Genomic DNA, 21,713 nt, shown 5'->3' with positions numbered 1-21,713 from the left:
GGCCCGCATGCTTAGTAGCGCACCAGCGGCAACGACACCACCCGGCCCGCCCCGCGCACCTGCACCACGTAGGCCCCGGGCCGCAGCCCGCGCAGCGACAGGGCCGGCTGGCTGCCCCCACTCACCGCTTGCTCCTGCACCAGGCGGCCCGTCAGGTCGAGGATGCGCACGGCGTAACGGGCGGCGGGCAGGCGGCTTAGGTCCAGCGTAGCCTGTTCGGCGGCCGGGTTGGGGTAGAGCGTCACGGCAGCGGGCGCGGCCTGGGCGTCGAACTGCACGGCGCGTACTTCGGAGTAGGTGGCGGTGCCGTCGAAATCCACCTGGCGCAGGCGGTAGTACACCGTGCCGGCGCCGGCGCGGGCGGCGCCCGGGTCGGTGTGGCGGTACTCGCTCACGGTGGTGGCATTGCCGCGGCCGGGCAGCGTGCCCACGCGCTCAAATTCGCGGCCGGTGCGGGAGCGTTCCACCTCAAACCGGTCGTTGTTTTTCTCCTGGGCCGTGTGCCAGGTCAGCAGCGCGTCGGCGCCCTGGGCGCGGGCCGTGAAGTCGGTCAGCGTGACGGGCAGCGGGGCCGCGCCGATGGCCGTGGTGACGGTGGCCGAGTTGTTGGTATCGATGGGGTCGGGGACGGCCGAGGAGGCCGCCGTAGCCAGCCCGTCGACCGGGCCGGTGGTGGGCGCCCGGAACGTCACCGTGTTGTCGACGGGCGCGGCCGTGGCGCTCAGGGAGCTGATCGGCCCGAACGTGACCCAGCCGCTGCCCGGGTCGTAGGTACCGCCGGTGGCCGTGACGTTGGCGGCGGGCAGGCCGGCGGGCAGCTGCAGCTTGGGCACCACGCTGGTGGCCGTCAGCCCGCCGGCATTGGCCGTGCGCATGGCGTAGGTAATCAGGCTGCCGGCCGTGGCCGCGGTCGGGCCGCTCACGGTGGTGGCCACGTCGGCGCCCTGCACCGTCACGCTGATGTTGGCCGGGCTGGAGGTGTAGTCGCCGCGCAGCACCGACTGCACCGTGTAGGGCGCCACCACCGTGCCGGCAAAGCTGCCGCTGGGCGTAAACGTGACCACGCCCTGGGCATTGACGGCGAAGGTGCCCTTGCCCGGCACCGCCAGCGAGGCTTGCACGCCGGCCGTGTTGGGGTCCAGGTCCACGGTGGCCGGGTCGATGTTGCTGCCGGGCGCCACGTCGTTGCTCAGGATGGGCACCGTCACGGCCGCGTTGTAGGCCGTGGTGGCCGCGTCGTCGGCGGCGAAGGGCACCTGCACCAGGTTCAGGTTGCGGATTTCGTGCACGTTGGTGCTGCCGCCGGTGGAGCCGGCGAAGCCCAGGCGCAGGTTTTGCGGGGGCGTGGCCACCTGGAAGTTTTCGATGGCCGTGCGCACCGCGCCGCCGTGCTGAATGCGCACCGTGATGCGGTAGGTGGTGGTGCTGCCTGCGGTGGTGGGCACCACGTCGATGTAGGCGCGGCGGTAGTCGGCCGAGCCGGCCTGGGCGCGGGCAGTGGGCACATCCAGCGCGAAGCCCAGGGCGCCGGGCGCGGTGCCGGTCAGGTAGGGGTAGTCGGTGCCGGCCGAGCCGTTGCCGGCGCCGCGGATGGCCACGCCGTTGGGCACCCGCCCGCTGGCGTCGACGGCGGGGCTGCCGCCCGAGCGGCCTTCGGTGCCGGCCGAGTAGTTGCCGAACTCGTCGATGCCGATGCCGATGTAGCCTTTGGTCACGCCGGCCGACACCGGGTCGATGGTTTTCTGCGCGTAGCCCAGCGAGCCGCCCGAGGCCCCGATGCGGAAGCCGCCGCTGGGCTGGTTGGCATCGACGAGGAACACGCTGAAGCCGTCGGCGCCGTCGGCGGTGGTGCGGCCGTAGCTGAAGAACTCAAACGAGATGGTGAAGCCCGCCCCGGCCGGGAAGCCGATGTTGTCGATGGCGTAGCCGGCCTGGTTGGTCAGCGCGTCGGTCAGGCGCAGGTAGCCCTGGCCCACGGCGTCGTTGCCGGTGCCGCCGGTGCCGGTCAGGCGGGCCGCGCCGCCGAAGGTGAAGCTGGTGGCCGCGCTGCCTTTGAAGGGCTCGTTGCGGGGAAAGGCGGGGGTAGTTTGGGCCAGGGCCGCCGTGCTGCTTAAGAAACCCAATAACGCTAAGGCATGGGCACGTTTCAGCCCGGCGGCCAGGGCCGCAAGAGTACAAGTTGTTTTCATAGCAGTGCAGGAAAGGAGTGGCGCGAGTAGGCAAATCAGATTTGCACCGAAATGTAGATAACCGGGCTCAGCACGCGCAATAGCACATCCTACGACTTTCTTGTAAAAACCCTATTATCTACCCATATTCCTTGCTATATCATTCATTTTACTGGTTAAGGCCTACGATTCAGGTGCTGTCTCGAAAAATAAACAGCAGCCCTGACCAGGCCATTTTTTTGTACTCAACCATTTTTACTGCTTTCACACCCGCGCCCCCTCATTCTTCCGATAGTTACAAAATCACGATAAGCTACTGACCAGCAGAGCAGCCGCGGCAGTTTGGGCAGCATGCCGGCTTATTCCAGGGGCTTTTACCGGTGCCACGGCCCGTTCGACGTTCCGCCGCGGGCGTTGCAAAGGCGCCGGGCGGCCGGGCGGCCGGACGCCGGTTAGCCGCGGGCGAAGCAGGGGCATGCCGGAGGGCGGGCGGCCGGAGCCGGGCCGAATCCGGCTTGGCCAGGCCCAGCGGCAGGCTCCGTCTGCGCGCGGGCCCGCTTCGGCGCAACATTGCCGCCGAATTTGCATCCTTGCACCCGTTTCCCATTCTTCCCCTGCTCATGCAACACGCGCTGCGCGCCGGCCTGCTGGCCACTTTGCTTTCCACCGGCCTCGCGGCCCAGGCCGCCCCGAAGGAGCTGACCTACACCGTGACCATCGACCCGGCCAAATCCACCGACGAGTTTCAGGTGACGCTGCAGCTGCCCCAGAAGCTCAAAAAGGACCAGACCATCTACCAGTTTGCCTCCACCGCGCCCGGCACTTACCAGGTGATGGACATGGGCCGCTTTGTGCGCAATTTCCAGGCCTTCGACGCCAAGGGCAAACCCCTGGAAAGCAAGCAGCTCAGCACCAACCAGTGGCAGCTGGCCCAGCCCGACAAAACCCGCGAAATCCGCTACACCATTGCCGAAACCTGGGATACGCCGGTCAAGGAGCACCGCATCTACCGCATGTGCGGCTCCTCGCTCGAAGCCGACCACGCCCTACTCAACGGGCAGACCATCCTGGGCTACCCGCAGGGCATGCAGAGCGCCCCGCTGCGGCTGAAAATCAACTACCCCAGCGGCTGGCAGGCCGGCTCGGCCCTCACGCCCGACGCGCAGGGCTACTACCACGCCAACAACTACGACCACGCGGTGGACTCGCCCATTCTGCTGGGCCGCCTCACGCAGGCCACCACCAAGCTCGGCGACGCGGAAGTGGCCCTGTACTGCTACTCCAAAACCGACCAGATCAAGGCCGAGCCGCTGCTGGGCGCCATGCAGAAGATGCTGGGCGCCGCCCAGAGCTTCCTGGTGCAGCTGCCGGTGAAGCGCTACGCCTTCCTCTACCACTTCGAGGACCAGAGCCAGGGCGCCTGGGAGCATTCCTACAGCTCGGAGTACACCCTGAAGGAGCAGCCGCTCACGCCCGAGTACGCGCAGAGCATCACCGACATGGCCGCGCACGAGTTTTTCCACATCGTGACGCCGCTCAACATCCACTCCGAAATCATCGAGCAGTTCAACTTCGTGCAGCCCACCGGCTCGCAGCACCTGTGGCTGTACGAGGGCACCACCGAGTGGGCCGCCCACATGATGCAGCTGCGCGGCGGGCTGATTTCCCTGGATGACTACCTGCGGACGCTGCAGGAAAAAGTGGCCTACGACCACCTGCGCGCCGACACCACCTACTCGCTGAAAAAGCTGGGCCTGAACTCCTTCTCCGACGAAGGCCAGCAGCAGTACGGCAACATCTACCAGCGCGGGGCCATGACGGCCGCCCTGCTCGACCTGCGCCTGCTGGAGCTGTCGGGCGGCAAGCGCGGGCTGCGCGAGGTGCTGTTGGAGCTGGCCAAGCAGTACGGCCCGAGCAAGCCGGTGAGCGAGCAGAACTTCTTCGACGACTTCACCAAGCTGACCTACCCCGAAATCCGCGACTTTTTCCGCCGCTACGTGGAAAACGCCGAGCCGCTGCCCCTGCAGGAGTACTACAGCAAGGTGGGCGTGCAGTACGCCCCCGTGTACCGCACCGGCCGCAAGCTGGGCTCCCTCGGCCTGAACGGCTACGCTCCCAAGAACGGCGGGCTGGCGTTTGCCCAGGTCAGTGCCACGCTGCAGGCCTGCGGCGTGGCCCCGGGCGACCAGTTCGTGGCCTACAACGGCGCGCCGCTTACCCTGGAAACGTTCCGCCAGACCATCATGGCCATGCAGTCGGGCAAGCCCGGCGAGGAAGTGGAGCTGACCATCAGCCGCGAGGGCAAGGAAAAGAAAGTGCGCTGCCGCACGGTGGAGCGCGACGAAACCAAGCGCTTCTACTTCGCCGTCGATCCGCAGGCCACGCCCCAGCAACTGGCCCTGCGCCAGGCCTGGCTGAAAAACCTGTAAGCCAGCCGCCCCTCTCGGCCGGCTGATTCGGGCCGCGCTCCTGCACCACGTGGCGGCGGAGCGCGGCCCGCATGCTTTTCGCGGGCGGGCGTCAGGATGGTGCAGGACGGTATTGCCCCGCCGGGGCCGTTGGTTTACTTCCGCGCCGCTTCGTGCGTATTCCCACCGCCGCCCCGCCCCTGCTCGTCCGGCTGCTCCTTCGGGGCCGGGCAGCCGGGGCGCGGCGCCCACGCCCCACCGCATGTCTTCCCACCCGCCCCGGCTTTGCCGGCTCCCCTCCCTGGTCGTCTGCCTCGCCGGGCTGCTGCTGGCCGCTTCCTGCGCCGCACTGCGCCCCGGCCCGCCCGCCGGCCTCTCCGCCACCATTCCCACCCGGGAGCAGGTGGGCGCCGCCCGGCTGCCCGCCGACATTGCCCCGGTGAAGGCGCCGTTTGCCATGCCGCCGTTCCGCAAGCCCACGTTTCCGGCCTACACCCTGCGCATCACCGAGCGCGGCGCTCAACCCGGCGGCCAAGTCACCGCGCAGATTCAGGCCTGCCTCGACGAGGTGAGCCGGCGCGGGGGCGGCACGGTGGTGGTGCCGGCCGGCCAGTGGCACACCGGCCGTATCAGCCTGAAAAGCAACGTCAACCTGCACTTCGAGGACGGCGCCGAGCTGTATTTCAGCGGCGCCGTGGAAGATTACCGCCCGGCCGTGTTTACCCGCACCGAGGGCGTGGAGGTGATGTCGCTGGGCGCGTGCCTCTACGCCAACGGCCAGCAGAACATTGCCGTGACCGGCCGGGGCCGGCTGATCGGGCCGGCTCAGGGCGGCTCGGTGCGCCGGCAGACGATGACCCACGACGTGGTGGAAAACGTGGTGCTGGCCCGCACGCCGGTGGCCCAGCGCGTGTACGAAGGCCACGACGGCGGCATCATCTTCCCGCCCATGTTCATTTCGCCCATCAACTGCCGGGACGTGTACATCGAGGGCGTGTCCTTGGAAAATACGGCTTTCTGGAACATCGTGCCGGTGTACTGCGACGGGGTCATCATCCGGGGCGTGACGGTCAACTCCGTGGGCATTCAGCGCGGCGACGGCATCGACGTGGAATCCTCGCGCAACGTGCTCATCGAGTACTGCACCCTCAGCGCCGGCGACGACTGCTTCACCCTCAAGGCCGGCCGGGGCGAGGACGGGCTGCGCGTGAACCGGCCCACCGAAAACGTGGTGGTGCGCCACTGCCTGGCCCGCGAAGGCCACGGCGGCATCACCTGCGGCAGCGAAACGGCCGCCATGATCCGCAACCTCTACGTGCACGACTGCGTATTCGACAACACCGGCGTGGGCATCCGCTTCAAGACGCGCCGGCCCCGCGGCGGCGGCGGCGAAAACCTGACCTACGAGCGAATCCGCATGAACCTGAAGGCCACCGCCTTCCACTGGGACATGCTCGGTAGCGCGACGCACGTGGGCGGCCTGGCCAGCCGCCTGCCCGCCCGCCCCGTCACGGCCCTCACGCCGCACTTCGCCCACATCACCGCCCGCGACATCCTCGTGGAGCAGGCCAGCCAGTTTGTGAAGGTGGAAGCCATTCCCGAAACGCCGCTGCGCGACGTGCTGCTCGAAAACCTCGACATCCGCGCCCAGAAGCTCTTTACCGCCGCCGACGTGCGCGGCTTCACCGTGCGCCGCGCCCGCATCCAGACCACCGACGCACGCCTCAGCCTGCTCGACACCCGCCAGGTGCTGTTCGACCGCGTGCAGTTCCAGGTGCCCGGCGGCGCGCTGACCACCACCGTGGCCGGCGACAGTTCGGCCGCCATCGAATTTCGGCGCTGCACCCCGGTCCGCCCTGCCAACTGGCCCGGCCGCCGCTGGGCGCCGGCCGCCGCCGGGCGGTAGGCCTGACGCTCGGGTGAAGGACCGCCTAACCCGGCCCCAACCCACACCCGCCGCGGCCTGCAGGGCTACTTTGCCGGCCCGATGTGGTACCGATTCATCAGGGTGAGCAGTACGCCGTTGGTCCAGCCGAAGCCGTCCTGGGTGGGGTACTCGCCGCCGCCGGCCGTCAGGGCCGCATCCTCCACGTTGTATTTCTCCAGCAGCTTGCCCGTTTGCCCGAACACGCGCACGTTCAGCGCCACCCAGCGCGTGGCTACGGTGCGCGCCAGCTCCCGCTGCCGGTACCGCTCCAGCCCCTCGATGGCCACGTACTGCAACGGGGCCCAGCCGTTGGGAGCGTCCCACTGCTGCCCGCTGCGCGTGAGCGTTGTCACCAGGCCGCCGGGCTTCAGAAAGTCGCGCTGCAGGCCGGCGGCCACCTGCCGGGCCTGTTTCGGGGAAGCCAGGCCGTAGTACAGCGGAAACGCGGCCGCCAGGGTCCGCACCGGCGCCGGCCGGCGGGCCGCCAGGTCGTAGTCGACAAACCATTGCTGCCGGGCGTCCCAGCAGTAGCGCCGAATGGCTTTTTTGCGCGCCACGGCCCGCTGCTCGAAAGCCCGGGCCTGCGCCGGGTCGCCCTGCCGGCGGTAGCCCGCGGCCAGCGTCGTTTCGAGGCCGTAGAGCAGGCAGTTCAGGTCGACGGGCACCAGCTCGGTGGTGCGGATGCCGGCCAGCGCGGCGCCCGCCCCAAACCAGCGGGTGCTGAAATCCCAGCCCGAGGCGGCGGCGGCGCGCACGTTGCGGTAGAACTGCGGCGCGGGCTGCGGACTCTGGCGGGCGGTGGCCACGTCCTCGGCGTAGGATTCCTCGCGGGCGTAGTCGCCGGCGTCCCAGTAGCGGTTCAGCACCTCGCCGCCGGGCAGGCGCACGGCGCAGCGCGCGGCCTCACCGGGCCGCAGCGAGTCGGCCCCGGCCATCCAGTACTGGTACTCGCGCAGCAGCCGGGGCTGGTAGCGCAGGCGCACCGAGTCGCCCTGCACCTGGGCCAGCAGCTCCACCATCGAGGCGAAAAACGGCGGCTGCGCGCGGGTGAGGTAGTAGGTGCGGTTGCCGTTCGGGATGAAGCCCTGCCGGTCGATCAGGCTGGCGAAGTTGTCGACCATGCCGCGAATCAGCGCCGTGCGGCCGCTTTCGCGCAGGCCCAGCATGGTGAAGTACGAGTCCCAGTAGTACACCTCCCGGAAGCGCCCGCCCGGCACCACGTAGGGCCGCGGCAGCGGCAGCAGCGAACTGTAGCGCCCCACCGAGTCCTGGGGCTGGCGCGTAAGCACCGTCCAGAGCGTGTCGAGGTGGTGGCGCAGGCCGGCCTGCGGGCGGCTGCGGTAGGCGTCGGTGGGCGCGGTGGGCAGCGCGAAATGCTGCTCCACGAAGCGCCGCAGCTGAAAGCCCGGCTGCCCGCGCTGCTGCTCAAAGGCCCGCTCGATATCGGCCGGCGCCAGCTTCGGCCGCGCATCCACGAAGGTTTTGCTGTCGGCAAACACGCCGCCGAGCTGCACGGCCTCGAACAGGGTGGGGTACAGCTGCCGCGGCGAAGGCTGCGCCAGGGCCACTCGCGCGGTCAGCAGCAGGGTCAGGCAGGAAAGAGCGAGTCGGGTCATAAGACAGGAATACGGGGTCAGAGCCGCCCGCGTCGTAGCGCGAACTTGCCGTTCGCGTATCCTCGAACGACAGTCGACCGGACGCCAGGCATAACCACATCAGCAACGATACGCAAACGGCAAGTTCGCGCTACGCCGCGGGCGCCGGCCCGGCCACGGGCCAGCGCGAGGCCACGCCGCCGGTGCTCAGCCGCGGCCAGCCGTCGGCCGAGTACTCCAGCCGGTCGAGAAGCATCACGCGGCGCGAGTAGCCCTGGTCGGCATCGATGGCGTTGAAGGTGGGCTGGGCCGGGTCGATGGCGTGGTAGGCCAGCCAGTCCTGCCCGGCCGCGTCCGTCACCACGCAGTTGTGGCCGGGGGCGTGCCAGTCGCGGGAGCCTTCGAGGATGGTGCCCGGGCCGCCGGTGGCCTCGGCCAGCGTTTCGAACGGGCCGGTGGCCGTGCGGGCGCGGGCCACCAGCACGCCGTAGTGCGCGTCGGGGCCGCAGCAGTTGTCGCCGGAGTAAAACAGGTAGTACCAGTCGTGGCGCCGTATCACCCAGCTGCCCTCGATCAGGCGCTGGTAGTGGTGCGCGTCGTCGGGGCGGGCGGGCAGCACCTCCAGGGGCTGGCTGCCGACGAGGAAGCTCACGCGGTCGGGGGCCAGCTCCTGCACCCGCAGCGGCCCGAAGCCCGAGCCCCAGTACAGCCAGCGGCGGCCGGTGGCGGGGTCGTCGAAGGCCATCGGGTCGATGTCGGCAAAGCCCGGCAGCCCGGTTTGCCGCAAGGGCCGGCCGCTGTCCACGAACGGGCCGGCGGGCGCCGCGGCGGTAGCCACGGCCAGGCACAGGCCGGGGCCGTGGTCGGGCTCGGCGGAGTAGTAGAGGTAGTAGCGGCCGTCGTGCGCACTCACGTGCGGGGCCCAGATTTCCTGCGTGGTATGCGCCCAGCGGGGTTTTTCGGGCAGGCCTTCGCCCAGGTAGTCCCAGCGCACCAGGTCGCGGGAGCGGGCCACCTGCAGGTTCACGATGCGCCCCCCAAACCGCTTGGTCTGCGTGGCGTAGGCGTAGTACCAGCCGTCATCGGCGCGGATGATGGTCGGGTCCGGGAAGTCGGCGTCGAGGACGGGGTTGCGGTAGCGGCCGGGAGCAAGGGGCATGGCAAAGCGGCGTGGGTGCAGGCTTAGCAGTACGTGCCCGGGCGGGGTTCCGGCCGAGGTGGGCGGTCCGCTACGGGCGCTGCTGCAGCCACACGTAGGCCGAGGCCACGTCGTCGAAGGCCACCACCACCGGCCGCTGCATGTGCTGCAGGGCCTGCTCGGTGTGCTGCCGCATCATAAAGTCGCGCGGAAACACCCAGGCCAGGTACTGCAACCCGGCGGCGGTCATTTCCTCCAGCCACCACGCGCCCCAGAGCGTGAGCTGCATGGTCTGCCGCGTCACGCCGGAGTTGTCGTTGAGAATCTTGCGGCAGGGCTGCCCGCGCAGCGCCTCCAGCATCAGCAGGCACGCCGCCTGCGACGACTCCTGATCGTGCTGCCCGCGCCAGTCGCAGTACAGCCAGTCGTTGGCGGCGTCGTGGCTGATGACCAGCCCGGGAGTATCAACCAGAAAGCGCATGGGCGGGAGCAAAGCGGCCGAAGCGGCCGCTGGTAAAGGTAGCGGCCGGCCGGCACACCTGTCAGCCGGCCATTGTACTACTGTAAGGCGCTTGCATGATTTCCGGTTCATTTCGCCCGCATTCGGCGGCCGAAGCCGCGCCGGTGCAGCCCTTCCCGCGGCCGGGCCGTATCATTGCCCACCTCACCACTTACTCCCCCGCTGCTTATGGAAGGCCTGGCCCGAATCGAAGACCTTGGCAAACCCCGCGTGGTTATCGTGGGCGGCGGCTTTGGCGGCCTGGAGCTGGCCAAGGCCCTGCGCCACGCCCCGGTGCAGGTGGTGCTCATCGACAAGCAGAACTACCACACCTTTCAGCCCCTGCTCTACCAGGTGGCCACGGCCAGCCTGGAGGTCGACACGGTGGTGTCGCCCTTCCGCAAAATCCTCGACGAGCAGGACAACTTCTACTTCCGCCTGGCCGAGGTGCAGCGCATCGACGCGGCCCGGCAGGTGGTCGAAACCTCCATCGGGCTGGTGCGCTACGACTACCTGGTGCTGGCCACCGGCGCCACCACCAATTACTTCGGCGACGCGCAGATGGAGCGCAACGCCATTGCCATGAAAAGCGTGGAGGACGCCATCGAGCTGCGCAACACGGTGCTGTCGAACTTCGAAAAAGCCCTGCAGCTCGGCGACGAAGACCAGCTCAACTCCCTGCTCGACTTCGTCATCGTGGGCGGCGGACCCACCGGCGTCGAAATTGCGGGGGCCCTGAGCGAGCTGCGCAAGCACGTCTTCCCGAAGGACTACCGCGAGCTGGACTTCCGGCAGATGGACATTCACCTGATCCAGAGCGGCGACCTGCTGCTGAAGGGCATGTCGGCCGAGGCCTCGCGCAAGTCGCTGGAATACCTGGAGCGCTTCGGCGTGCAGGTGCACTTGAACAAGCGCGTGAAATCCTACGACGGCTACACCGTCACGCTCAGCACCGGCGAAACGCTCGTCACGCGCACGCTCATCTGGGCCGCGGGCGTGGCCGGCGCCCCGGTGGCGGGCCTGCCGCCCGCGTGCCTGCGCAAGGGCGGCCGCTACGCCGTCGACGCCTGCAACCGGGTGCAGGACCACCCCAACATCTTCGCCATCGGCGACATTGCCGCCATGGAGTCGGCCGAGTACCCCGACGGGCACCCCATGCTGGCCCAGCCCGCCCTGCAGCAGGGCCGCCTGCTGGCCCACAACCTGGAGCGCCTGCTGGCCGGCCAGCCCCTGCAGCCCTTCCGCTACGACGACAAAGGCTCCCTGGCCACCATCGGCCGCAACCACGCCGTGGCCGACATCAAGCTGCTCGGCAAGGACCTCAAGACCCAGGGCTTTTTCGCCTGGTTTATCTGGATGTTCGTCCACCTGATGTCGCTCATCAGCTTCCGCAACCGCCTGTTCGTGTTTCTGAACTGGACGTGGAGCTACTTCACCTTCGACAAGGGCCGGCGCTACATCATCGGCCGCACCCGGGAGCCCGTGCCAGTGGAGGCCACTACCGAAAAAGCCATCGTGTAATCAGCCGCCCCGGGCGCCCCACCGGCCGGGGCGGTTGCGCGTTCGGCGGGACGGGCCGCCGGCGGATGACCGCTGCTGTCCCTTTGGCAAGGCGCGTTTCCGTACCTGATGAGTTCCGCCCGACCGGCCCGGGCGCTTGGCCTGGCTGACGGGCCAAGCGCTGCCGTTGCCGAAAAACCCCGGGCCAAGGGCCGGCTCAGGAAAAACGCAGAACTGCACTTTTTTACTTTATCTAATTTTTATTTGTATATAATAGTTATTAAGATTAGTTTTATTCAACAATAAACCACAAACACCATATTATCATGCGCCCCACCCTCGCTCTGACCGCCCTGGCCCTGGCTTTTCCGCTGGCGGCTGCCTTTGCCCAAACCGCGCCCTCGCTACCCGCCAGCCCCGTGGCCCCGGGCCTACCCGCCAACCAGGCGGACCAGGTTATCCGAGGGCAGGTTATCAACGAAGACGGTCAGCCGCTGCCCGGCGCCACCATCATCATCAAGGGCACTCGGCACGTGTGCAGCACCAACGCCGACGGTCTGTTCTCGCTGCCCAGCACGCGCCCCACCGAGCAGGTGCGCGTGAGCCTGCTCGGCTACACCGAGGCGGAGCTGGCCGTGCGCCCGGGCACTCCCAACGCCGTGACGCTACAGCTGCTGCCCGGCACCCGCATCAAGCACGGCGGCCGCCACAACGGCAAGCTGCTGGCCGTCGGACGGGCAGAGGAATAGCCGCGCCAGGCGCCGGACCGGCATTAACCTCAAAATGATGTCCTGCTGCTTGCCGGCTCGTCACGCGGCGTGGGGCGGCTGGCCGATGCGGCCAGGCAGCGTGGCTGGCACAGCACCCGTCCTCCAGGGTGTGTGGACAGTAGCAGCTTGGGTAAGCGTTTAGCCAGCCCGCACAGCCTAGGCGCTGGTTATCGGCGGTGTCTGCTGCTGGGCCAGCCAGCGCATCGCCGCCTGCTCCTCGATGAAGCGCTGCACCTGGTAGGGCCGGTCATCGAAATAGGTGAGCTTCGGCACGCTGGCATCGGCCTGCAGCTCCTCCAGGTGCGTGGGCGTGAAGAGGTAGGCCAGGTACACCTTGCCGCCCAGACGCGGCGCCAGCTGCGGGAAGAACTCGTCCATCATCCAGCGCGAGTCGGCCTTGTGGGAGTGCAGCCGCCGCCGGCCATCAACCAGCCACCACCGGCACTGGCGCGTGCTGGCCGCTTCCAGCAAGGCCAGGTAGCCGCCCCGCAGCTCGTCGGCCGTCACGGGTTGCATCCAGCGCCCAACGAGCACGTTCAGCTCAACCCGGTAAACAATCTGCAGGAACTCCGGCGAGGGCAATAACAGCATGGCAATAGCACGTCGAGGCCGCAAGGTAACGCATCAGCCCAAAAGCCCCGACGGCTTCGCCCGCCCGGCCGCCGGCCGGGCCCGGCGGCACGCCCGCGCCCCAACCGCACGGCGCCCGGCCAGCCCGCGGTTCTCGGTTGATGTTTTATCATAATTTATATTGTATCCATCGTATATATCCTGCATATTGTTGTCACTCGCTCCAGGCACCCCGCTGCCGCCCTTCTGCTTCGTACGCACCTATTGTTTCACGCTTTTCCCCTCCGTATGACCCTACCGCTACCCGTATGCTTTCCTGCACAAGTGCCGCCCCGGGCTCGGTTCTGGTGGGGGCGCCCCCGACCCTTTACCGCCAAGGCCTGCTTGCTACCCTGCAAACCACCTGGCCCGCGCTGGAGCTAACCCTTGCCCTCGACGCCGCCCAGGTGCCGGCCCTGGTTCACCGGCAGGCATTCACCCTCGTCGTGCTCGACAGTTCGGCCGTCAGTCAGGATCTGCTGACACTTATTGCCCAGATGCGCGCTTTCCGGCCCCAGCAGCCGGTACTGGTGCTCACGGCCCAAGGCCCCGCGTCCCGCAGCCGACAAAAGATTTTGCACGGCGCCACTACCCTGCTGCCCCGGCATTCGTCGCCGCAGGAGCTGGTGCAAACCATTCACCCCTGGCTTAGCCCCGCTGGCGCCGGCCCCGGTTTGCCGGGCGCGGCCGCCCAGCCTGCAGGCCCGCCTACGCCTTTCAGCCCCCGGGAGCTGGAGGTGCTGCGCCTGGTAGTGGGCGACTGCAACAACCAGCAGATTGCCGAACAGCTGTGCCTGAGCGTGCGCACCGTGGAAAGCCACCGCCGGGCCCTGCTCCAGAAAACCGGGGCCCGCAGCCTGATTGGCCTGGTGGCCCAGGCGGTACGCAAGGGCTGGGTTTCGCCCTGACGCGGCCCGGCCCCAGCCTCCGGCTCCCACGCGCCCGGCCCGGCCACTTTCCAAAGTCCTGCAGGTAATATCCAAAAAACAGCCCTAGCTAGCCCGCAGGCGCTTAATAAATAGTGCAATTAATACCCGCCCTGACTCCGCGCCTGGCGGCGTTATACAAATTATCTTACAATCATCTTTCCACCGGGCCGCAACACCCAATCCAATTGTTCGTTATCTTCACCGATGCTTGCCGGTTCTTCCAACCCTGTTTCCCTCTGAAAGCACCGCTTGAGCCCCGGCCGGGCCCGCCCCCGGCCCGACCACTTACTCCGCATGTTGCCCCTGCTATGAAACAACTAGCTACTCTTGTTCTCGGCTTGCTTCCCCTGGCCGCCGCGGCCCAAACCCCGCCGACCGTTACCCGCGCCGACAGCAGCCAGACCGTCGCCGCGCCGGCGGCACCCGCTACGCTGGAATGCGCCACGCTCACCGGCCGCGTCACCGATGCCTTTGCCTACCCCCTGACCGGGGCCACCGTGATGCTGCGCAGCCGCGACAAAGCTTTCGTCACCGACGCCTTCAGCACCAACGCCGAGGGGCGCTACCTCGTCACCTCCAAGAAGCCCATTCCGCGCGACGTGGTGCTGCTCATCACCGCCGCCGGCTACACCAGCCTGGAGCAACCCCTGGCCAACTGCCAGCCCCTGGACGTGACCCTGGAACCGCTGCCCGGCACCAAGTTCAAGTCGGACGGGCGCATCAAGAAGACCAGCAACACGGGCAAGATTCGCTAGCACCTTCCGGGTAGCCCCCAGCCGCCGCCCGACCAGGTTTCACGCCTGGTCGGGCGGCGACGTTTCCGGGGGCAGCCGCCGGGGCGGGGCTCCCGGCCGCCGCGCTTCGCCGTGCCGACGACGGCGCAGGCCAAGCAGTAAAGGCGGGATTGGAGCGGTGCGCGCCCGGGGCAGAGAGCAAGCATTCGGTGACAGTCCACGCTGCTCCAGTACGTCGCCATCAATCTCCGAGTCGTCGCCGCCGTGCTCTGAGTTGTCGCCATCAACCTCCGAGTTGTTCGCATCCTAGTTGCCATTGTACGGTCACGCCACCGCTCCCCTTTGCGCAAATCCTTGTCGCTCCAGATTTCCAGCTTCTGGTCCCGAACCAAGGGTTTGAGGTGAGTGTTCAGCAGGCGGAGCCATTGGCTGTCGGCGTGCCTATAGCTGATAAATACACTGGTACGAGCAGAGGTAGTAGGCGTAAAGCGAAGAATATTAATACTAGCAAAACGGCCTTATGTAGAGAAAACATGCGTCTTCTTTACATAAGGCCGAGCATCTGCAAAGCAAAAGCCGCTTTGCATTTACATATCGGGTATTACCCCAAGCTCCGGTACCGCACCCGCTTGGGCTCCACGTCCCCCAGGCGCTTCTTCTTGGCCTCCTCGTAATCCGAGAAGTTGCCCTCGAACCACACCACCTGCGAGTCGCCCTCGAAAGCGAGGATGTGGGTGGCCAGGCGGTCGAGGAACCACCGGTCGTGGCTGATGATGACGGCGCAGCCGGCGAAGTTTTCCAGTGCGTCTTCCAGGGCGCGGATGGCGTTAACGTCCAGGTCGTTGGTCGGTTCGTCGAGCAGCAGCAGGTTGGCGCCCTGCTTGAGGGTGGTGGCCAGGTGCACGCGGTTCCGCTCCCCGCCCGAGAGCGAGCCGACTTTCTTTTCCTGGTCGCCGCCGCGGAAGTTGAAGTTGCTCACGTAGGCGCGCGAGTTCACCTGCCGGCCGGCCAGCAGCATGGTTTCGGTGCCGCCCGAGATGGTTTCAAATACCGACTTGTTGGGGTCCAGCGTGTCGTGCTGCTGGTCCACGTAGGCCGTCTGCACGGTGGGGCCCACCACGAAGGTGCCCGCGTCGGGCTGCATCTGGTCGGTGATAAGGCGGAACAGCGTGGTTTTGCCGGCGCCGTTCGGCCCGATGATGCCCACGATGCCGCCCTGGGGCAGCGCAAACGAGAGGTTCTCGAACAGCAGCTTGTCGCCGAAGGCCTTGCTCAGCCCTTCGGCCTCAATCACCTGGGCGCCCAGGCGCGGGCCGTCGGGGATAAACAGCTCCAGCTTCTGCTCCTTTTCCTTGGCGTCGGCCGTCACCATCTTGTCGTAGCCGGCGAGGCGGGCCTTGCTCTTGGCCTGACGCGCTTTCGGGGCCATACGCACCCATTCCAGCTCGCGCTGCAGCGTCTTCTGGCGCTTGCTCTCGGTTTTCTCCTCCTGGGCCAGGCGGTTGGACTTCTGCTCCAGCCACGAGGAGTAGTTGCCCTTCCACGGAATACCCTCGCCGCGGTCCAGCTCCAGGATCCAGCCGGCCACGTTGTCGAGGAAGTACCGGTCGTGGGTTACGGCAATGACGGTGCCTTTGTACTGCTGCAGGTGCTGCTCCAGCCACAGCACCGATTCGGCGTCCAGGTGGTTGGTGGGTTCGTCGAGCAGCAGCACGTCGGGCTCCTGCAGCAGCAGGCGGCACAGGGCCACGCGGCGCTTCTCCCCGCCCGAGAGGTTGCCGATGAGGGCGTCTTCGGGGGGCGTGCGCAGCGCGTCCATGGCGCGCTCCAGCTTGTTGTCGAGGTTCCAGGCGTCGAGCTGGTCGAGGCGCTCCTGCACCACGCCCTGGCGCTCCAGCAGCTTGTCGAAGTCGGGGTCTTCGCCGCCGAAGGCTTCGTTGATTTCCTCGAACTCCTTGAGCAGGGCCACCGTTTCGGCCACGCCCTCCTCAATCACCTGGCGCACCGTCTTGGCCGGGTCGAGCTGGGGCTCCTGCTCCAGGTAGCCCACCGAGTAGCCCGGCGACCAGACGACTTCGCCCTGGATCTGCTTGTCGACGCCGGCAATGACCTTCAGCAGCGAGGACTTACCCGAGCCGTTGAGGCCGAGCACGCCGATTTTGGCGCCGTAGAAAAACGAGAGGTAGATGTTCTTGAGAACCTGTTTCTGGGGCGGGTACACCTTGGTTACCCCCGCCATGGAGAAAATAATGGTGGGCTGGTCGCTCATGCAGAGAACTTGTGGGTTGGAGTCAAAAGGGAATTGTAGAACGTCATGCGAACCTTACCGAAGCAGCTCTACCGCTTCGTGCGTTCGTCATGTCGAGCGAAGTCGAGACATCTTGCGTGCTGATGCTGAAGAGTAAACTCAACGAGCAGGTTACGCCTGGACGTCAGCACGCGAGATTCCTCGACAAGCTCGGAACGACGTTCAATGTGAGGCAAACGACGCCCGCGAGAGGCTGCGGCTGCGCTTGACATGACGTTCTGGCGAAACGGCTGGCTTGGTTCTGCCGCCTTGCCGCCCGCCTCCGCAAAGCTACGCCAGCCGCGCTACAGAAAACAGCCTGACAAGTTTACTTGCGTCATATATAGGTTATAATGCAACTTCCGGCAGCGGATGCCGGCGCCGACTGCCGCGCATTCGTTTTATTGCCTAACCAAGCTCGTCCGCCTACGTACCGCCAAGTCGTTACGAAACCCGTAAACTTGTGCGTTTGACGTTTTCCGCCACCCACCACCCCGCACCTATTCAGTAGGTTAGTATCCGTATGGAACAGCAAACCCAGCTGCTCACCCAAGCCCGTCAGTTTGGCTACATTGAAGGCGACCAGGTCTGGTTGCGTCCCTTCATGGAATTTCCGGCCCGCCAGGTTGGGCAGGTCAAAGACACCGAGGACGCCGCCCTCATCTACTTCGCCCAGCGCTTCGAGAGCTTCCGCACCAAGGTCGACGACCTGCTGGCGCGCATCACCGAATCCGAGAACAAGGGCTCGTTCCTGATGAAGGCCCTGCACCTGAAGGAGCAGATCGGGGCCTACGACGGCCTCGGCGACTTCACCGCCCTGCACGAGCGCCTCACCGAGGCCGAGGAGCAGATTCGCACCCTCGTCTCGCGCAACCGCGAGAAAAACCTCGCCACCAAAGCCAAAATCATCGAGGAAGCCGAGGCCCTGCACACCAGCGTGGACTGGCAGGGCGGCGCCGAGGTGCTCAAGGATTTGCGCCAGGCCTGGATCAAGACCGGCCCGGTGGCCAAGGAGCTGACCGACGACATGGAAAACCGTTTCCAGGCTGCCGTCGAAGACTTCTACACCCGCAAGAAAGCGTTCCAGGCCGATAAAAAGGCCATGACCAACCGGGCGTTTGAGAAGTACAAGTCGCTCATTCACAAATCCGAAGCCCTGCAGAACTCCGACGACTGGGAAGGCGTCACGGCCCAGCTCAAAGAGCTACAGCAGCAGTGGAAGGAAGTGGGCGGCTCCTTGCCCCGCAAGACGGCCAACGACCTGTGGACGCGCTTCCGCGCCGCCCACAACCGCTTTTTCGACCGCCTGAAGGAGCACATCAGCTCCAAGCGCAGCGAGGCCAAGGACCACTACATGGACGACAACCTCACCCGCAAGCGCGACCTGGTGAAGGAGGCCGAAGCCCTGGTGGAGCGCCCCATGCACGAGGCCGTGGCCCGCGCCAAGGAGCTGCAGACGGCCTGGAAAAAGGTCGGCCCCGTGCGCGGCCCCGAGTCGGACCGGGTGTGGGAGCAGTTCCTCTCCGCCTGCGACCGGGTGTTCGAGCTCAGCTCGCTGGAGCACTACATCCGGAAGCGCCAGCCCCAGGAAGGCCCCAAGCCCCCGGCCGACGAGCAGTACGCGCAGCGCGTGGCCGCGCTCAAGGATTTCATCAAGTACGACCGGCAGGAACAATCGGTGCTGGAAGAAAACCTGGGCAAGCTCACCGACACGCCCGGCAACGAAGCATTCCGCAGCATGCTGCAGAGCAAAATCCGGGCGTTCGAACGGAAAATCCGCACCAAAAACGACCTCATCGAGTTCCTGCGCCTGCGCTACCAGCAGTAGCCAACATTTCGGCCGCATTTGCGTTGTCAGCCCAATACGCGGCCCTCTCCTGACGCCTTGTCGCCCGGCCACCCCTCGGCCGGATTTTTGCGGGCGGCGCGCCCGATACCCTTTCTCAACTTCCCCCCTTTTACGCACACCCTGACTATGTACTGGACTCTGGAACTTGCCTCGTACCTGGAAGACGCTCCCTGGCCGGCCACCAAAGACGAACTGATCGACTACTCGATCCGCTCGGGCGCCCCGATGGAAGTCGTGGAAAACCTGCAAGCCCTCGAAGACGACGGCCAGCCCTACGAAAGCATCGAGGAAGTATGGCCGGACTACCCGACCAAGGAGGACTTCATGTTCAACGAAGACGAGTATTAGGAGCCAGTTAGTAGTTGTCAGGATCTTTACCGGCCCAAGCCGCCTGCCTGATGAGTCTATCGACTGACAACTCGCAACTGACAACTGCCAATTCTCCTCTCGCGCTGCGCGCGGACGATCTGGTTGCGGGGTACGAACGACGCGTTCTGCTCCGCAACCTTTTTTTGTCGGTACCCGAAGGCGCGTTCGTGGCCATCGTGGGGCACAACGGCGCCGGCAAGACCACCCTGTTCCGGGTGCTGACGGGCCAGCTGCCTTACCAGGGCACCGTTGAAATAGCCGGGCGCGACCTGCGCACGGTGCGCCGTCCGGCCGTGGAGGGCCTGCTGGCGCACCTGCCGCAGCGCAACGTGGTCGGCTTCCCCATCGAGGTGCGCGAGCTGGTGGTGATGGGCCGCTTTCGGCAGCACCGCGGCCTGCTGGCCGGCTACACCTCCGCCGACTACGCCCAGGCCGATGCGGCCCTGCGGGAGGTGGGCGCCGCCCACCTCGCCCACCGCGACTTCACGCTGCTCTCCGGCGGCGAGCAGCAGCTCGTGTGGCTGGCCCAGCTGCGGCTGCAGGACGCCGCCCTCTGGCTGCTCGACGAGCCCACCCAGCAGCTCGACGTGTACTACCGCCGCCGCGTGTTCAGCCTGCTGCGCCGCTGGGGCCAAGAATACCGCAAAACCATCCTCTGCATCACCCACGACCTGGAGCAGCTGCCCGCCATGCCCGGCTACCTGCTGAACATGTCGGCTCCCGAGCCGCAGCTCCAGCCCCTCAGCCGCGCCTCTGTCGACGCCGCCCGCGCGTGGCTGGAGGACGAGGCGAGCCTGGCGAGGATGGAGTAGGCAGGTAGAGGGGTAGGTGAATAGAAAAGGACGTCATCCTGAGCGCAGCGAACCGAAGGTCCTTGGCTAAGGCTTAGGATGACGTTGTTTTGGCTCATCTGCTTACCTGTCTGCCCGCTTTCCCGGCTGCCCAATCAAAACCTGCCCGATGGAGCGCAGAAACGGCCAGGGCGTCACCGAGTTCATCACCTGCAGATTTTCGGGCCAGGAGGTGCGCTCGTCCAGGAAATCCAGGATGCGCTCCACCGGGTTGCGCTGAAACAGCTCGGCGAAAATGTCGCGCGTCTGCTCGCCCCGGCGCTGCATAATGTCGAGCAGCAGGGTGTCGAAAAAGCGGAACTGCCACTGGTCCCCGGTCAGGTCGGCGGGCAGGGCGCCGGTAGCGGCCAGGGCCGCGGTGAGACGGGCGGCCTGCTGCTGCATGCGCAGAAAGGCGTAGCCGGTGCTGGCCTTCACGCGCCCGCCGCGGGTGCCCAGGTTCACGATATTGGCCCCGTCGCGGGCCGCAAAAGGGTGGTCGGTCATCGGGATGGCGCCGGTTTCCGTTTCCACCACGCGGTAGGGCCGGCCGCTGAGCATCGTGGCCAGGTAGTCCCGTAATGCGGCCTCGTATTCGGCCGGCGGCAGCAGCTGGCCCGAAAACAGCGTGTACTCCACCAGCGCCCGGCGCGGGCCAAAGGGCAGCACGTACACGAAGCGGCATTCTTGCCGCTGCTCGACGGTGAAGTCCATGAACACCGGCGTGGCCGCGTCGAAGGCGTCGAAGTCGGCTTCCACCTCCCAGCCCAGAAAGTGCTGCCAGAGGTAGCGCCGGTCGGGCCGCGGCACGGGCTGGGGCGGGCGGCTGTCGAAGGCGTAGCGGGCCGTAAACTCGCCGGCCGAGGTGCGGGCCCGCACGCCGCCGGGCGTGTTCGTCAGCTCTTCGACGTGGGCCGGCACCCGCGTAAACTGCGCCGGCCGGGCTGCCAGGGCCGCCTGCACGAAGCGGTAAAAATCAAGGCCGCGCAGGGTGCAGTAGCGGTAGCGCCGCAGCGGCAGCACGGCCGCAAACTGCGGGCTGCGAAACACCAGCTGCCGCCACTCGGCCGCCAGCACCGCGTCGTAGGGCGTGGGCTGGTCGGTCCAGAACGACCAGGTCCGGTCGTTCTGGTCTTTGGCCGCGGGCTCCAGCAGCAGCACCCGCTTGCCTTGCAGGCGGGGTTCCTGGCTGAGGTGGTAAGCCAGGCTCAGGCCGGCCGCGCCGCTGCCGGCCAGTAAGTAATCGTATTCGGGCTCCAATCGGTGGAAACGTAGCGTGACGGGACCTCGACGTTCCGGCCCCGCCCCAAGCTACGGATTCCGGGCCGGCGGGGCTACGCGCGAGCCAGCCAGGGCGGCAGAAAAGCCCCGGTCATGTCGCGGATGGCGTCGCACACGTCCGGGTCGAGGGCGTTGCTGAAGTGCTGCCGCCCCGGCAGGATATTGACGCGGGCCTTCAGGCGCTCCAGCCACAGCTTTTCATTCTGCTGGTAGCCAGTGGTGTAGGGGTCGTCGTCGGAGAGCATGACCACCAGCTTATCGGCCGGAATGGCGCAGCGGGCCCGGTCGTAGTCCACCGGGGCGTTCATCCAGTTCAGAATATCCTGCCAGGGGTTGTCGATGAGAAACCAGCCGGCCACGCACAGCACCCCGCCCACCTGCAGCTGCGGGTCCTGCTTGTTTATTTCGGCCAGGTGGTGCAGAATAGCCAGGCAGCCCACGCTGTGACCCACCAAGTAGGTTTCCTCCTGGCGCAGCCGCTCCGCCGGCAGCATTTCCGCCAGGTAGTCGATGGCATTGCTGACGGTGGGAATCTGCCAGGCGGGCATGTCCAGCGGCTTCACTTCGTAGTAGCACTGGTCTTCTGCGGAGGAGGCTTCCAGTTGCTGTTTCAGCCAGGGGTACCAGTCGCTGCCCGAATTGCCGCCCCAGCGCGGAATGATGTAGACGTGTTTGACGGGAACCATGCCAGATAATTTGCGTGCCCGGCCCGGCGCCTGCTCTGCCGGCCCATTGATTATTGGCTAAGTATAAACGCCGGAGCCTTATTTACTTACATCTTCTCAAAATGGTCTTAGTTTCTCAAAATGAGAAACCCCGG

The 21,713-nt window shown here is 66.7% G+C and carries 17 protein-coding genes; 9 read left to right on the top strand and 8 right to left on the bottom strand.

Translation table 11 applies throughout. The annotated features are described in order from the left end of the window. Positions 1 to 11 precede the first annotated feature (11 nt). Complete coding sequence (locus DLM85_RS08010; RefSeq protein ID WP_133256960.1) at positions 12 to 2,189, bottom strand: T9SS type A sorting domain-containing protein; 2,178 nt, start codon at positions 2,187 to 2,189, stop codon at positions 12 to 14. Between the two features lie 599 nt (positions 2,190 to 2,788). On the opposite strand from DLM85_RS08010, the gene DLM85_RS08005 reads away from it, so the two are divergent. Beyond that, complete coding sequence (locus tag DLM85_RS08005) at positions 2,789 to 4,597, top strand: M61 family metallopeptidase (protein ID WP_111478034.1); 1,809 nt, start codon at positions 2,789 to 2,791, stop codon at positions 4,595 to 4,597. A gap of 241 nt (positions 4,598 to 4,838) precedes the next feature. After that, positions 4,839 to 6,482 (top strand): glycoside hydrolase family 28 protein, encoded by a 1,644-nt coding sequence (locus tag DLM85_RS08000; protein WP_111477591.1) that lies wholly within the window; start codon positions 4,839 to 4,841, stop codon positions 6,480 to 6,482. Between the two features lie 65 nt (positions 6,483 to 6,547). On the opposite strand, the gene treF is transcribed toward DLM85_RS08000, so the two are convergent. The 3 genes from treF to DLM85_RS07985 all read right to left on the bottom strand — a co-directional run bounded on the left by treF (position 6,548) and on the right by DLM85_RS07985 (position 9,717). Further along, positions 6,548 to 8,119, bottom strand: a complete 1,572-nt coding sequence (gene treF / locus DLM85_RS07995; RefSeq protein WP_111477590.1) for an alpha,alpha-trehalase TreF — start codon at positions 8,117 to 8,119, stop codon at positions 6,548 to 6,550. A gap of 130 nt (positions 8,120 to 8,249) precedes the next feature. Further along, positions 8,250 to 9,257 carry a glycoside hydrolase family 43 protein gene (locus DLM85_RS07990; RefSeq protein WP_111477589.1) on the bottom strand — a complete coding sequence of 336 codons (1,008 nt, stop codon included), beginning with the start codon at positions 9,255 to 9,257 and terminating at the stop codon, positions 8,250 to 8,252. Positions 9,258 to 9,327: 70 nt separating this feature from the next. Continuing rightward, complete coding sequence (locus DLM85_RS07985; protein WP_111477588.1) at positions 9,328 to 9,717, bottom strand: hypothetical protein; 390 nt, start codon at positions 9,715 to 9,717, stop codon at positions 9,328 to 9,330. A gap of 207 nt (positions 9,718 to 9,924) precedes the next feature. Here DLM85_RS07985 and DLM85_RS07980 point away from each other — a divergent pair, with 207 nt between their 5' ends. Together DLM85_RS07980 and DLM85_RS07975 are read left to right on the top strand one after the other, a co-directional pair. After that, positions 9,925 to 11,256 carry an NAD(P)/FAD-dependent oxidoreductase gene (locus tag DLM85_RS07980; RefSeq protein WP_111477587.1) on the top strand — a complete coding sequence of 444 codons (1,332 nt, stop codon included), beginning with the start codon at positions 9,925 to 9,927 and terminating at the stop codon, positions 11,254 to 11,256. Between the two features lie 305 nt (positions 11,257 to 11,561). Continuing rightward, entirely contained in the window at positions 11,562 to 11,984 is a 423-nt protein-coding gene (locus DLM85_RS07975) for a carboxypeptidase-like regulatory domain-containing protein (RefSeq protein ID WP_111477586.1), read from the top strand. A 177-nt stretch (positions 11,985 to 12,161) separates the two neighbouring features. Here DLM85_RS07975 and DLM85_RS07970 read toward each other — a convergent pair whose 3' ends face one another. Beyond that, positions 12,162 to 12,596 carry a hypothetical protein gene (locus DLM85_RS07970; RefSeq protein ID WP_111477585.1) on the bottom strand — a complete coding sequence of 145 codons (435 nt, stop codon included), beginning with the start codon at positions 12,594 to 12,596 and terminating at the stop codon, positions 12,162 to 12,164. 287 nt (positions 12,597 to 12,883) lie between these two features. Here DLM85_RS07970 and DLM85_RS07965 point away from each other — a divergent pair, with 287 nt between their 5' ends. Both DLM85_RS07965 and DLM85_RS07960 read left to right on the top strand, forming a co-directional pair. Further along, positions 12,884 to 13,522, top strand: coding sequence for a response regulator transcription factor (locus tag DLM85_RS07965; RefSeq protein WP_165822058.1), 639 nt, complete (start codon positions 12,884 to 12,886; stop codon positions 13,520 to 13,522). 329 nt (positions 13,523 to 13,851) lie between these two features. After that, positions 13,852 to 14,298: a carboxypeptidase-like regulatory domain-containing protein gene (locus DLM85_RS07960; protein ID WP_111477583.1), complete on the top strand. Its 447-nt coding sequence runs from the start codon at positions 13,852 to 13,854 to the stop codon at positions 14,296 to 14,298. A 580-nt stretch (positions 14,299 to 14,878) separates the two neighbouring features. Here DLM85_RS07960 and ettA read toward each other — a convergent pair. After that, positions 14,879 to 16,546 carry an energy-dependent translational throttle protein EttA gene (gene ettA, locus DLM85_RS07950; protein ID WP_111477581.1) on the bottom strand — a complete coding sequence of 556 codons (1,668 nt, stop codon included), beginning with the start codon at positions 16,544 to 16,546 and terminating at the stop codon, positions 14,879 to 14,881. Between the two features lie 541 nt (positions 16,547 to 17,087). On the opposite strand from ettA, the gene DLM85_RS07945 reads away from it, so the two are divergent. From DLM85_RS07945 to DLM85_RS07935, 3 genes are all read left to right on the top strand, one after another. Continuing rightward, the gene (locus DLM85_RS07945) at positions 17,088 to 18,392 is read left to right on the top strand and encodes a DUF349 domain-containing protein (protein WP_111477580.1); all 1,305 of its coding nucleotides are present in this window, start codon (positions 17,088 to 17,090) and stop codon (positions 18,390 to 18,392) included. A gap of 147 nt (positions 18,393 to 18,539) precedes the next feature. After that, positions 18,540 to 18,761, top strand: a complete 222-nt coding sequence (locus tag DLM85_RS07940; RefSeq protein ID WP_022821757.1) for a DUF2795 domain-containing protein — start codon at positions 18,540 to 18,542, stop codon at positions 18,759 to 18,761. Between the two features lie 50 nt (positions 18,762 to 18,811). Then, positions 18,812 to 19,594: an ABC transporter ATP-binding protein gene (locus tag DLM85_RS07935; protein ID WP_111477579.1), complete on the top strand. Its 783-nt coding sequence runs from the start codon at positions 18,812 to 18,814 to the stop codon at positions 19,592 to 19,594. 102 nt (positions 19,595 to 19,696) lie between these two features. Here the strand turns inward: DLM85_RS07935 and DLM85_RS07930 are convergent, their stop codons facing one another. Both DLM85_RS07930 and DLM85_RS07925 read right to left on the bottom strand, forming a co-directional pair. Next, positions 19,697 to 20,872: a lycopene cyclase family protein gene (locus DLM85_RS07930; protein ID WP_111477578.1), complete on the bottom strand. Its 1,176-nt coding sequence runs from the start codon at positions 20,870 to 20,872 to the stop codon at positions 19,697 to 19,699. 74 nt (positions 20,873 to 20,946) lie between these two features. After that, positions 20,947 to 21,579 (bottom strand): RBBP9/YdeN family alpha/beta hydrolase, encoded by a 633-nt coding sequence (locus DLM85_RS07925; RefSeq protein ID WP_111477577.1) that lies wholly within the window; start codon positions 21,577 to 21,579, stop codon positions 20,947 to 20,949. Positions 21,580 to 21,713 lie beyond the last annotated feature (134 nt).

The sequence above is a fragment of the Hymenobacter edaphi genome (assembly GCF_003258365.1).
GTDB classification, from domain to species: domain Bacteria; phylum Bacteroidota; class Bacteroidia; order Cytophagales; family Hymenobacteraceae; genus Solirubrum; species Solirubrum edaphi.
Note: the sequence above shows the minus strand (reverse complement) of the source record. Positions and strands in the feature narration are given on the sequence as shown.